At 39.5% G+C, this 12,782-nt stretch carries 13 protein-coding genes; 11 read left to right on the top strand and 2 right to left on the bottom strand.

The genetic code is table 11. The features are described 5' to 3' along the window. The first annotated feature begins 1 nt into the window (after position 1). Positions 2-709 (top strand): CDP-diacylglycerol--serine O-phosphatidyltransferase, encoded by a 708-nt coding sequence (gene pssA / locus AB5443_RS05455; RefSeq protein ID WP_044654021.1) that lies wholly within the window; start codon positions 2-4, stop codon positions 707-709. A 67-nt stretch (positions 710-776) separates the two neighbouring features. Then, positions 777-1,079, top strand: coding sequence for a DUF4834 family protein (locus AB5443_RS05460; RefSeq protein ID WP_022140342.1), 303 nt, complete (start codon positions 777-779; stop codon positions 1,077-1,079). A 48-nt stretch (positions 1,080-1,127) separates the two neighbouring features. On the opposite strand, the gene AB5443_RS05465 is transcribed toward AB5443_RS05460, so the two are convergent. Both AB5443_RS05465 and AB5443_RS05470 read right to left on the bottom strand, forming a co-directional pair. Then, positions 1,128-1,565, bottom strand: coding sequence for a nucleoside deaminase (locus AB5443_RS05465; protein ID WP_022140343.1), 438 nt, complete (start codon positions 1,563-1,565; stop codon positions 1,128-1,130). 30 nt (positions 1,566-1,595) lie between these two features. Continuing rightward, the gene (locus tag AB5443_RS05470; RefSeq protein WP_022140344.1) at positions 1,596-1,829 is read right to left on the bottom strand and encodes a hypothetical protein; all 234 of its coding nucleotides are present in this window, start codon (positions 1,827-1,829) and stop codon (positions 1,596-1,598) included. Between the two features lie 67 nt (positions 1,830-1,896). Between AB5443_RS05470 and AB5443_RS05475 the strand changes: the two genes are divergently transcribed. The 9 genes from AB5443_RS05475 to AB5443_RS05515 all read left to right on the top strand — a co-directional run. Continuing rightward, positions 1,897-2,262 carry a YraN family protein gene (locus AB5443_RS05475; protein ID WP_022140345.1) on the top strand — a complete coding sequence of 122 codons (366 nt, stop codon included), beginning with the start codon at positions 1,897-1,899 and terminating at the stop codon, positions 2,260-2,262. Between the two features lie 52 nt (positions 2,263-2,314). Next, positions 2,315-2,671, top strand: a complete 357-nt coding sequence (locus tag AB5443_RS05480; RefSeq protein ID WP_277134309.1) for an MmcQ/YjbR family DNA-binding protein — start codon at positions 2,315-2,317, stop codon at positions 2,669-2,671. Next, entirely contained in the window at positions 2,655-3,413 is a 759-nt protein-coding gene (locus AB5443_RS05485) for a biotin--[acetyl-CoA-carboxylase] ligase (RefSeq protein WP_277134311.1), read from the top strand. Before AB5443_RS05480 ends, AB5443_RS05485 begins: the two co-directional genes overlap by 17 nt. 67 nt (positions 3,414-3,480) lie before the next feature. After that, entirely contained in the window at positions 3,481-4,785 is a 1,305-nt protein-coding gene (locus AB5443_RS05490) for a zinc-dependent metalloproteinase lipoprotein (protein ID WP_368113316.1), read from the top strand. Positions 4,786-5,016: 231 nt separating this feature from the next. Next, complete coding sequence (locus tag AB5443_RS05495; RefSeq protein WP_121766596.1) at positions 5,017-5,589, top strand: RNA polymerase sigma factor; 573 nt, start codon at positions 5,017-5,019, stop codon at positions 5,587-5,589. Between the two features lie 96 nt (positions 5,590-5,685). Continuing rightward, complete coding sequence (locus tag AB5443_RS05500; RefSeq protein ID WP_073344115.1) at positions 5,686-6,771, top strand: FecR family protein; 1,086 nt, start codon at positions 5,686-5,688, stop codon at positions 6,769-6,771. Positions 6,772-6,932: 161 nt separating this feature from the next. Next, entirely contained in the window at positions 6,933-8,429 is a 1,497-nt protein-coding gene (locus tag AB5443_RS05505; RefSeq protein ID WP_277134315.1) for a hypothetical protein, read from the top strand. A 273-nt stretch (positions 8,430-8,702) separates the two neighbouring features. Next, entirely contained in the window at positions 8,703-11,933 is a 3,231-nt protein-coding gene (locus AB5443_RS05510; RefSeq protein ID WP_277134317.1) for a TonB-dependent receptor, read from the top strand. A 20-nt stretch (positions 11,934-11,953) separates the two neighbouring features. Continuing rightward, a partial coding sequence (locus AB5443_RS05515) for a RagB/SusD family nutrient uptake outer membrane protein (RefSeq protein WP_368119597.1) occupies positions 11,954-12,782 on the top strand: 829 nt, incomplete at its 3' end.

Below are 12,782 nucleotides of genomic sequence, written 5' to 3' on the forward strand. Positions count from 1 at the left end.
AATGACAAACGTTATTAAAAACAGTATCCCGAATACTGTAACCTGCCTGAACCTTTTCTCCGGTTGTATTGCCTGCGTCATGGCTTTTGAAGCAAAATACGAACTGGCACTGCTTTTTATCGCTTTAAGTTCTATCTTCGATTTCTTCGACGGACTGTTGGCACGCGTGCTCAATGCTCATTCTATCATTGGAAAAGACTTGGACTCATTGGCTGACGATGTCAGCTTCGGCTTTGCACCTTCAGTGATTGTATTCTCTTTGTTTAAAGAGATGTACTATCCGGCAAGCATGGAATTTATAGCTCCTTACTTGCCTTATGCCGCTTTTCTGATTTCCGTATTCTCTGCTTTGCGTTTGGCAAAGTTCAATAATGATACCCGGCAGACAAGCTCTTTTGTCGGCCTTCCTGTTCCTGCCAATGCTTTGTTTTGGGGCTCTTTGGTGGCAGGCGCACATGACTTGCTGATTTCCGAAAGCTGCCATCCTGTCTATCTTTTTATACTCGTTTGCCTGTCCTCATGGCTACTGGTATCCGAAATACCGATGTTTTCCCTGAAATTCAAAAGCCTGTCATGGGGTGACAATAAAGTCAGTTTTATTTTCTTGATTATTTGTATTCCTTTACTTATTTTTCTGGGAATCAGTAGCTTTGCAGCTATTATTGTATGGTATATTTTACTTTCACTTTTTACAAGAAAAAGTAAATAAACAATCTCTTGGCACGTTTGTTGTACTATGAGTTTTATCAAAGTTACAATATAAAAATCATAGCCCGATGCATATACTTTTATTCATACTTATCTTTATTATTGCCATTGTCGTATTTGGTCTCTCTATTGTCGGATTCCTGCTAAGAGCCATTTTCGGGATAGGACGCCGTTCCTCGTCGTCGTCACGTCCGAACCAAACTGAATCAGGACGTAGTGCTACGGGACAACAGAGTTACAATCAGGGGACACAAACCCCGGCAGATAATGAAGAGGAGATATACTCGGAGAATGTAACGGGAAGAAGGCATAAGAAAATATTCACGCAGGATGATGGTGAATATGTAGATTTCGAGGAAATTAAGGAATAATGATTTATTGCTGCGCTACATAGTGTCAATCCACTACCCTATTATCACTTATCTCCGTTTCGCAGCAAAGAACTCTTTCATAAGCGTGGCACATTCATCAGCCATCAGTCCTTTAACGACAACAGTTTTAGGATGCAGAGCCGAACCGGCATATTTCTGATAGCCACGTTTCTCATCTTCGGCACCAAATACAAGTTTTCCTGTCTGTGCCCAGGCAATGGCTCCGGCACACATCACACAAGGTTCAACGGTAACATATAGTGTACATTCATTGAGATATTTACCACCAAGTACATTGGCAGCAGCAGTAATAGCCTGCATTTCGGCGTGGGCCGTCACATCGTTCAATGTTTCCGTGAGGTTGTGAGCACGTGCGATAATCCGCTCTTTACAAACCACAATAGCTCCCACAGGAACTTCTCCCCGGTCGGCAGCTTTACGCGCCTCTATCAAAGCCTGTTTCATGAAGTAAGTATCGTCCAGCACTCTCCTTAATTTTTAATCATAAACTATCCCCTATCGTCTCATATCGTGTTCACCGAAAAGGGTCGGATAATCCTCTTCCATATTCTTATGGATAAACATGAGAATAGTTTCGCGAAGCCAACGTGACTTATTCGATATCTTGTATTTCTCAAGATAACGATCCACTATCAGTTGCTCTTCATCGCTCAACAAAATGCTCATCCGTCGTTCTCTTTTGGTACACTCGACGTGCATTTTCAGGCACTTCTTACTCCTTTTTCTCATATCTTCTGCAAAATTACTTTTACTTCTGTAAATTCAAAGAATAAAAGCAGTAAATTTGCAAAAAAAGATGGCTAAACATAATGAATTGGGTAAAGCCGGAGAAGATGCCGCTGTAACCTATCTTGAACAGCATGGTTATATCATCCGTGACCGGAATTGGAGAAAAGGGCATTTTGAACTGGATATTGTGGCTGCAAAAGAGAATGAGTTGATTGTAATTGAGGTGAAAACCCGCAGCAACACTCTGTTTACAGAACCGGAAGATGCCGTTGACCTGCCCAAAATAAGACGTACAGTACGTGCTGCGGATACCTATTTGAAACTGTTTCAGATTGACAGCCCTGTGCGTTTCGATATTATCACTGTAGTAGGTGATGATGGAGATTTCAAGATTGAGCATATAAAGGAAGCATTTTATCCTCCTTTATTCTAAAGTTCAGGCTAAGGAGTGCAAAGTACACAGATTTATTTATAATTGAGTTATTATGAACGTAGAAACAGTCAGAGAATATTGCTTGAGCAAGAAAGGAACCACTGAATCTTTTCCTTTTGACGAGGTATCACTTGTAATAAAGGTAATGAACAAAATGTTTGCCCTTATTGATCTGGAAGAAGCAAACCACATTGCATTGAAATGTGATCCGGAAAAAGCGATTGAACTACGCGAACGTTATTCCGGAATCGAAGGAGCATACCATTTCAACAAGAAGTATTGGAATAGCGTCCACCTTGACAGTGATGTAGATGACAGGCTTATGAAAGAACTCATAGACCACTCTTACGATGAAGTAATCAAGAAATTTACTAAAAAATTACGTGCAGAATATGATGCTCTCCCCTGATTTATTTCCGGTTCCATTGATTCATATCAGCGAAACAAATTCTACCAATAGCTATTTACAAACCTTTTGTGCCAAAGAAAAAACAGAAGAGTTTACAACCGTAGCTGCCGACTACCAAACTTCCGGACGGGGACAGCGTGGAAATTCATGGGAATCGGAGCCGCACAAAAATCTCCTTTTCAGCTTTGTGCTTTTTCCTGAGTTTCTGGAAGCACGCCGCCAGTTTCTTATTTCCCAAATTGTGTCTTTAGCTATCAAAGAAGAATTGGATACATATACCGATGATGTTTCTATCAAATGGCCGAATGATATTTACTGGAAAGAGAAAAAAATATGTGGCATATTGATAGAGAATGATTTGATAGGGCGGAATATCAGCCGGAGTATTGCGGGAATCGGAATCAATATCAATCAGGAAGAGTTTCACAGCCCTGCTCCCAATCCTGTTTCATTGTACCAAATTACAGGTAAACAATATGATATTTTTGAAGTATTGAGGAATATTATGCTGCGCGTTCAGTCTTATTATTACCAACTTAAAAAGAATGATACTTCATCAATTGTCACCCAATATGAAAAGTCGCTTTTCAGAAAGGAAGGGATGCATCGATACAAAGATGCCAACGGTGAATTTCTTGCACGGATTGTATATGTAGAGCCCGAAGGAAGATTGATTTTAGAAGATGAGAGACAGATAAAAAGAGGTTATATGTTTAAAGAAGTGGAATATTTATTGAAATAAATAATTGACTGACTGATTAAAACATTATCTTTGAAGCCAATGTTTTATATAAAAAACTCTCGCATTTATGAAAACAAGATTAATTTTCCTGCTTCCGTTATTATGGATGCTAATAGGTTGTAGTGATTCAGACTCTGATTCAGCAACTTTAGAAATTTCCCAATCTACATTTGATGATGTCAGTCCGGAAGGAGCTACCATAAAAGTATCCATCACATGCAGTTCTACTTGGAGAACAAGCAGTAACCAAAATTGGTGTATTCCAAATTTACAAAATGGTAGTAATGATGGAGAACTCGTCTTGACTATACATGCCAACAATACGTCAGAGGAAAGGAATGCGACAGTCACCATCATGGCAAAGAAAACGAACAAGACTATAAAAATAACTCAATCCCCTTCTACAAGTACAGCCAATGAACATCATTATAAATTGCCCGTTATATTCCATGTACTTTATAAAAACCGCAATGATAGAAAGCAATATGTAGACAAAGGCCGTCTCGCCCAAATCATTAACGCTTGTAACTTGACATATAAGAACAAGATATATCAAAATTCAAAATATAACATCAGCCAAGATATGAATCTTGAATTTGTCATGGCTACAGAAAAGCCGGACGGAACAACTTTGGAAGAAGCAGGAGTTGAACGAATAGAATGGGATGAAGTTCCGATGTCTTGCGAACAATTTATGGATGGAAAAGATAAAAACCAAGCTAAGAAATATGCGGAAATGCTCTGGAATCCTAAAGTATATATCAATATTTTTGTATATCCATTTAGCGAAAACAACATTTTAGGAATTGCACATTTACCTTACTGTTTATCATCATATCCGTTAGATGGTTTAAACAATGGAAATTATTTCTTAAGCCATGAGGTAGAATACCCTCATTGTGTGTCTATCAATAGCAACTATATTTATGTAAACGGTGACAATAGTTCCTACTATACGACTGATGTCTACAATACTCTTGCACATGAACTAGGACACTATCTTAGATTACATCATGCCTTTTCCGAAGATGGAGATAATACTGATTTGTGTAAAGATACCGATTATTGCACCGACACCCCTACTTACAACATTACTGAATATACAGAATGGGTTAACGACATAGACGATTTGAACAAGTATTCATTCGATGAATTGTGTACAAGAACGAACTGTGAGGGCGACACCTTTATTTCTCACAATATCATGGACTATGCTTTTTGTTATTCAGACCAATTTACATTCCAGCAACGCAAACGTATCCGCCACGTATTATCTTACAGCCCTCTTATTCCCGGGGTAAAGGAATACACATCAGCAGATACCCGTTCTTTGAGTTGTGACGAACAACCACCAATACAGTTTAGATATTAGTATTTGAAATAAGCTAAAAGAGGTACATCGTAAGTATCCTTTATTTTCGAAGGTTAAACTATCCTGTCCCTATCAATTTGTAACTTGATAAATAGCAAAATGCATATTGATAGTAACAGATGGAGAGGAAATTATTTTTTTCTTGAAGATTTAATTATATTTGCAACGAATTACTAATTTATAAACACAATATCTTCTGCTTTTCTGATGCAATATACCTTATATCAAAATATGAAAGATGTGGCTTTATGGAACCTTGTATTGAAGGGCGATATGAAAGCTATGTCTTTATTGTATAAGAAACATTACGAATTATTACTTAACTTTGGTCTGAAATATACTTCAGACGAAGAATTCGTAAAGGATTGCATTCAGGATGTTTTTGTGAAACTTTGTACAAGTAAGCGATTATCATCGACGGAGTATGTACGTTCTTATCTTTTAACTTCTTTGAAAAATGTTATATCTGATAAATTGTCATCATTGAGACTGACGGAAGATTTGAATGAGCATTTCTTTGAACTGAAAATAGAAGATGCTGCTTTAGAATCCCTTTTTAATGGTAATGATGAAGAACTTCAATTAAGCAAAAAATTGGTAAACGCCTACAAAAGTCTGCCTGAGAACCAGCGGGTGGCAATCTATCTTCGTTATGTCAAAGGATTGTCCTATAAAGAAATGGCAGCTGTCTTGAACATAAATCCCCAGTCTTCCATGAATTTGGTTTCTCGTGCATTAACCAATTTACGGTCAAAAATGACTTTGGATGAGTATTTACTATTTATTATTTTATTCTTTTCCTGACTATATTACTCTTTTTTTATAAATACTCTATTTTTTTTCGGAAAAAGTGAGTAGACATTTGTATTATCATCGTTTTAAAGATAAAGACGATGAAAAATGGAGAAAAGAAAGTTTAAAATACGCCACCATGTTGCACGAAAATTGATCGAGCACGCCAGAGAACAGGAGAGACATGTCACTCCTGAAGAACTGGACGACTTGTGGAAACGTGTAGAAGAACAAGTATTCATAGAGAAAAGAAAGAACTCACGACGCCGTATCCTGTATGTCACCATGGCTTTATCGGCTGCGGTTATCTTCTTCTGCATGTTCTGGTTAGGCAAACAATTCATTGCTTATTATGCGGATGATGATTCAATTGTTGATTTTGCCCAATATGCACAAGCCGAAGAAGCAACCAACAAGGATATTCGATTACTGATACCAGGCAAGAAGGAAGTAGAAGTGAAAGAAACAGATGCAAATATCATCTATTCGCAAAATGGAACGGTGGTAGTCAATTCTGATACAATTACTCAGCGAGAAACACAGGAGAAAGAAAGAGAGTTCAATCAATTGATAATACCGAAAGGAAAAAGAACCCGATTGACCTTGGCAGACGGAACACGTTTATGGGCAAATTCAGGGACACGCGTCGTTTATCCCGGTCATTTTGAAAAAAATCGCCGTGAGATTTATGTAGAAGGAGAAGTCTATCTTGACGTGTTTCGTAATGAGAATGCTCCTTTCATCGTCCGGACTAAAGATTTTCAGATACAGGTCTTGGGGACATCTTTTAATGTCTCTGCATATCCGTCGGAGGGCGTTTCATCTGTCGTGTTGGTTGAGGGAAGCGTGAATGTAAAGAATCAGCAGAAAGAACAAGTGATACTTGCTCCAGGGCAACTGGTTGATATAGAAACGGGACGGTTGCATTCTCCCCGCAATGTAGATGTTGAGCCATATGTATGCTGGGTGAAGAATATGCTGATGTATGTAGATGAACCTTTGGATAAGGTATTTAGAAAATTAAATTTGTATTACGGCAAAGAATTTATCTTGGAATCCGGCGTGGCAGAGCTGCAAGTTTCCGGAAAACTGGATTTGAAAGAAAAATTAGAAGACGTTTTACATACTATTTCTTTTTCTGCTCCTATATATTGCGAAGAAATAGAAGGGAGAATATTTGTAAGAAAAGAATAGGTATGGATCATTTATAGTTAACCCTTTAATGTATAATTTTATGAGAAACAAAAGTCCTTAAAAAAAGGTTGGATGATACTGCAATTATCATTCAACCAAAAGATTAAACAACATTCAATTATTAACTTTATAAAATTTATTACTGATATATGAAAAATATCATGATTAAAAACAGACTTTTAGCGATTTCAAAGATTGCTTTTTTTTCTTTAGCTATTTTGATGGGAAACGCATGTTCGGACGATGACACAAAAGAGGTGCTTCCACCGGACGAGCCCAACGTTCCGGATGTTCCCGATGTTCCGGATGTTCCCGACATTCCGGAAGTACCGTCGAAAGCCTACTTTGTCAAGCAAGAGAAAGCGGGATCGGGTTCCGGTGAAGACTGGGACAACGCAATGGGCACAGCAGAATTGCGCGACCTGCTGAATAGTAGTGCGGAAGCAACCGGAGATGTCGAAAATATGACTTTCCACGTCGCACAAGGTACCTATCTTATTGGAGACAAACCCGAAGGTGTGACGATTGCATACAAAGGACTTGAGAAGCAAGTTGTAATCAAATTCTGGGGTGGATACGATCCGGCAAGTACCGGAACGAATTTGGACAAGCGCGACATAGCCAATCCGACCATCTTTACAGGAGATGTGAATGGAAATGGTGAAGCTGATGACGGCGATTATTCATTGTTCACATTAGGCGCTTATACAGACGTTACATTCGATGGCTTTACCTTTTCTCAAGGTTTTCATGCTAACAATTCAGACAATAGCTACGGTAGCGGTTTTTATGTAGCACACGCGGAGGCAACTTTGCAATTGAACCATTGTAGCATCAGAAAGTGCCGGAATCACAGAACTGAAACGGAGGGTGCGGGTGGTTCTGCCATTTTCATTGATCATGGTATCGTCAAGTTGAATGATGTATTGGTGAGAGATAATGCCACAGGTGATGGTGGTTCGCTGGGAACTATCCGTTCAAAAAACAATGATGTGGTTCTTTTCATCAACGGTAGCCGCATCAATTTTAATACAGGTAGAGAATATGGTTATGCCATTCAAATGTCTGCCGGAAATTTGTGTATGAACAACACGTTCTTAATCGCAAATTGGGGTAGTGAAGGTTCTATAAATGGAGCCGCTGCAATGCTGCTTGTCAACAATACGATGATAGAGGGGTGTGATGGACTTCGCTTGCGTTGCGAATCGACTCCTTCCCAACAATCATGCTTGATGAACAATATCATTATTACTGGTGGTGTCGTTGACTATCCAATTGTAAATGTAAGCGATCCTGATAAATGTCGCCTGACTTCCAAAGGCTATAACCTGTTTGGAGGTATTGCTCCGAATAACAGCGGGTTCATTCCTTCAAATACCGACCTATACGGCTGTACGGAATGGGACACTAATGGACACAAATTGGGATTCAATTATAACGAACAGAAAGAGATTAGTGAATGGGATGAAAATATTGCCGCCCTTGGCTTTACTCCAACAACTTTGAGTGCCGTGAAGAGTGTCATTAATGAGTTTGATCCGGATTCTCGTCCCGCCAAAATAGAACAGAGTTTAGGCAAAGAGTTCTTAGGCTGGTTGGAAAGCATTAAAGCCTTTCCTGCTGAAGGTAATTTGATCCCGGGATCCTATCAGAAATAGTATTGCTATCCCTTCAATATATAATTCTATGAGAAATAAAAGTCCTTGAGAAAAGGCTGAATGATACTGCAATTATCATTCAGCCCCAAAATTAAACAACATTCAATTATTTAATTTTATAAAATTCGTTGCTAATATATGAAAAATACTAGTAGTATATTTTCTGCGGGAACGAGAGTTACTCGCATATTATTTCTTTTTAGTTTTTGTTTTCTTTCTTTGCATTCTTACGCAGTAAATGCGGACAGATATGCTCAGGAGAAAACACTAACAGTGGAAATACAGAACAAAACAGTTAAAGAAGTGCTTGACTATATAGAAAAGAATAGCGAATTCATTTTTTTCTACTATAATAAAGCGATTGATACGAAACGTAATGTCAGTTTGTCTGTAAAGGATAAACCTATCACTGTCATCTTGAACCAATTATTTGAAGGTACAGATGTACGGTATGAGATAAAAGACAGGCAGATTTCCCTCAAAAAAGAGGAAACACAACAATCTTCGAAGGATAACAAGAAACGGAAAAAACGTACATTGACAGGATGGGTATTAGACGAAGATACCAACGAACCTTTGGTAGGAGTCAGTATTATGGCCCAAGGAGAAAATAGAGGAATCGTTACAGGAATAGATGGAAGTTTTTCAATAGAGGTATATAACGATACAAAATTACAGTTTTCATACATCGGATATAAAAAACAGCTCTTACAAGCAGGCAATCAACAAGTATTGAATGTTAAAATGCAATCGGACAATGCATTGCTGAATGAAGTGGTGGTTGTGGGCTACGGAACCCAAAAGAAAGGTACTCTGACTGGTTCTATATCCAGCGTAAAGTCGGAAGACTTGACAATAGCTCCTATAGCTACGGTTTCCAACTCATTGGCAGGACGATTGCCCGGATTGATTGCTACCCAATCCAGCGGTCAGCCTGGTGCTAATTCTGCTGCATTAAACATTCGTGGATTTGGCAATGCGTTGGTCATTGTCGACGGCGTTGAAGCATCTCTTGATAATATTGATACCAATCAGATAGAGTCCGTATCTATACTAAAAGATGGAGCAGCCTCAATTTATGGTGCCAGGGCCGGTAATGGTGTAATATTGGTTACCACAAAGAGGGGTATCAATCAGAAGCCGACAATCACGGTCAACAGTACGTTTACCTGGCAGGGCGCAACGAACATGTTGAAGCCTGCCAATGCCGGACAAAGAGCTGAAATGGAAAGAGAAAAACACCTTCAGTCCGGAAAGCCTGAAGCTGACGCTCCTTTTACGGAAGAAGCCGTACGGAAATATTATGAAGGTACAGACCCTCTCTTTCCCAATACTGACTGGTATAAAGTGATAATGAGAGATTGGGCACCCGAACAACAGCATAATGTATCAATTCGTGGTGGTAGTGACAAGATTAAATATTACGGGTTCGTCGGCTATCTGAATCAACAGACGATGATTAAGAAAAATGGGGGTAAATATGAGCGATTCAATTACCAATCCAATATCGATGCTAAAATATTGGATAATCTGACCCTGCAAGTAAACATCGGATACAGTCAGGAAGATCGTAATTTCCCAACACGCGACATGTCTCCGGGGACGTCCAACATCTGGCAGGATTATTGGAATACATTACCTTATTATCCCGCCACTCTGCCCGATCCGAACAAAATATCTTATGCGAATGGAGCAGGTACAGGAGGTTTACATGTCAGCTCAAATAGAGATCTGACCGGATACTCAGATACCAGAAATGAGGATTTGCGTGCTTCTGCTTCGTTGGAATACAAGTTCAAATTTGTGAAAGGGTTATCGTTCAAATTATTTGAAAGTTACAGAAAGCTTGGTGTATTTAACAAAACATTTTCCAAACCGGTGACTCTTTACACATATGATCCTACCAGCGAAACGTACACATTGGCAGGAACATTCGGTGGCAGCAAAGCTTCTTTAAACCAATCGGTGTTGCGGGATGCCACGTTTACCCAGCAATATTCTTTCAATTACGACAATTATTTCAAAGACCATCATGTGTCGGCAATGGCTTTGTTGGAATGCATTGATTATTCAAGCAATACCTTACTTGCAGGAAGAAAAAACTTCATGAGTACAGCCATTGACCAAATGTTTGCCGGAAGCGCAGAAGGTATGACCAATAACGGATATGCTTCGGAAATGGGGAGAATGAGCGTTGTCGGAAGAATCAATTACAGTTATATGGATAAGTACTTGCTGGAGGCTATTCTTCGCGCTGATGCTTCTGCCAAATTCCCCCCCGAGAAACGATGGGGATATTTTCCCAGCGTCTCTTTAGGTTGGGTGGTTTCCAAGGAAAAATTCATGTCTGATATCAAGTTTATCGATAATCTGAAGTTGCGTCTTAGCTATGGTCAGTCGGGAAATGACGGTGTAGGAAATTTCCAATATTTGTCGGGTTATAATTACGGGCATTCCTATTTGTTTGGTAATGACGCGGTGCAAGGTATTACTCCTACAGGGCTTGCCAATCCTAACTTGACATGGGAAAAAGTGGAAATAAGCAATGTCGGTATTGATTTTTCATTCTTTAACCGGAACTTATATGGAGAAATGGATGTGTTCTATCGCGAACGTACGGGTATTCCGGCCGATCGGATCGGCTCTTTACCGTCCACCTTCGGTGCTGCTCTGCCGCCAGAAAATTTGAATAGCCTAACCGATAGAGGGTTTGAGATAAAATTAGGAACCTCCGGACGGTGGAATGATCTCGTTTATGATATAAGCGGAAACATTTCTTGGTCGCGTGCGAAATGGAAATATGTTGAAGAAGCCAATATAACCGACCCCGATCAAGCAAGAATTTACTTGAAAAGCGGAAAATGGACAGATTGCGATTATGGATATATCTCCGAAGGACTATTTACCAGCCAGGAAGAAATCATGGAAGCACCACATTATCAAGATTTGGGCGGTAATGCTACCCTCCGACCGGGAGATGTGAAGTATAAAGACTTGAATGGTGATAACATTATCAACTGGAAAGACCAGACTGAAATAGGAAAAGGGAAGACTCCGCATTGGATGTATGGAATCAATATAGCATTAGCCTATAAAGGATTTGATTTGAGTGCACTTTTCCAAGGAGCTTTCGGTTATAACCAGCATGTAACAAGCGATATGTTTTCCACTTTACTCTATGAGGAAAGATGGACTTCGGCTGAAAACAATCCTAATGCTTTGTTCTACCGTTTAGGAGGAGCTGCAAGTAATAATTGGGCCTCTGATTTCCTTTACAAGAAGGCGGGTTATCTTCGTTTGAAGGTAGCATCTTTAGGATATAATTTATCAAAATATCTTATAGAAAAGTGCAAGTTAAGTAACGTAAGAGTCTATTTGTCGGGAACAAACCTGTTGACATTCAACAAACTTGGCAAATATGGAATTGACCCCGAAGCACCGAACGTCGGTTGCTATTATCCGCAACAACGTACCATCAGTCTTGGATTAAATGTTTCATTTTAGAACAATAAAAGTAGAATGCAATGAAAAAATATAAAAGAAATCTACTGTTAGGGTTGTTTGCAGCAACACTCACAACAATGACATCTTGTTTGGATGTGCTCGACAAGGAACCGTTGGATATAATTTCAGACAAAACAGTCTGGAGTGATCCCGTATTGATAGAAAGTTATCTTTCGGAATGCTATTATCAGACTTCCGTATTCGTCAACGAAACGCCTACCTATTTTTCCGAACACTTTAATAGCTTTTGGCAAAGCGAAGCCGGAATGGGAATGCACTGGATTAATGAAATAGCCGATGAAGCCAAGGTAAACTGGGGATATAACACAGGTGATGCGGCCATTTATAAAGCCGGCGGATTGAGTATAGGAGGCGGTCTGTTAGAATGGTGGGACCATGCTTATGTCATTATCCGTAAATTGAATGAATTCCTGCAACGGCTACCTTCATCCCCGATTGATGAAAATTTAAAAGATCAGCGGATGGCGGAAGCACGTTTTTTGAGAGCATTCAATTATTTTGCAATGGTCAAACGATATGGTGCGGTTCCATTGATTACAGTCCCTCAGAAGTTGGATGACCCGGAGGAAGAATTGTATGCTAAACGTACTTCAGAAAAGGCGGTATATGATTTCATACTCTCTGAAATGACAGACGTCGTTGAAAAGGGTCATTTGCCCGATGTAGCGGATTCAAAATCAGGACGTCCCACTAAATATGTGGCATTGGCACTGATAAGCCGCGCGGCTCTATATGCCGGAAGTATTGCGCAATTCGGTACTGTGCAATTGGATGGCTTGTTGGGAATACCGGCATCGGAAGCAGAGGGCTATTATCGCCAGTCATACA

This window comes from Bacteroides sp. RTP21281st1_H5_RTP21281_210402 (assembly GCF_040918965.1).
GTDB lineage: Bacteria > Bacteroidota > Bacteroidia > Bacteroidales > Bacteroidaceae > Bacteroides > Bacteroides congonensis.

Bases quoted from the DNA above. Each gene is read 5' to 3' on its own strand.
- AB5443_RS05475 (WP_022140345.1), top strand. From the start codon at position 1,897: ATGGCTAAACATAATGAATTGGGTAAAGCCGGAGAAGATGCCGCTGTA.
- AB5443_RS05500 (WP_073344115.1), top strand. From the start codon at position 5,686: ATGGAGAAAAGAAAGTTTAAAATACGCCACCATGTTGCACGAAAATTG.
- AB5443_RS05505 (WP_277134315.1), top strand. From the start codon at position 6,933: ATGATTAAAAACAGACTTTTAGCGATTTCAAAGATTGCTTTTTTTTCT.
- pssA (WP_044654021.1), top strand. From the start codon at position 2: ATGACAAACGTTATTAAAAACAGTATCCCGAATACTGTAACCTGCCTG.
- AB5443_RS05460 (WP_022140342.1), top strand. From the start codon at position 777: ATGCATATACTTTTATTCATACTTATCTTTATTATTGCCATTGTCGTA.
- AB5443_RS05495 (WP_121766596.1), top strand. From the start codon at position 5,017: ATGAAAGATGTGGCTTTATGGAACCTTGTATTGAAGGGCGATATGAAA.
- AB5443_RS05490 (WP_368113316.1), top strand. From the start codon at position 3,481: ATGAAAACAAGATTAATTTTCCTGCTTCCGTTATTATGGATGCTAATA.
- AB5443_RS05470 (WP_022140344.1), bottom strand. From the start codon at position 1,829: ATGAGAAAAAGGAGTAAGAAGTGCCTGAAAATGCACGTCGAGTGTACC.
- AB5443_RS05480 (WP_277134309.1), top strand. From the start codon at position 2,315: ATGAACGTAGAAACAGTCAGAGAATATTGCTTGAGCAAGAAAGGAACC.
- AB5443_RS05485 (WP_277134311.1), top strand. From the start codon at position 2,655: ATGATGCTCTCCCCTGATTTATTTCCGGTTCCATTGATTCATATCAGC.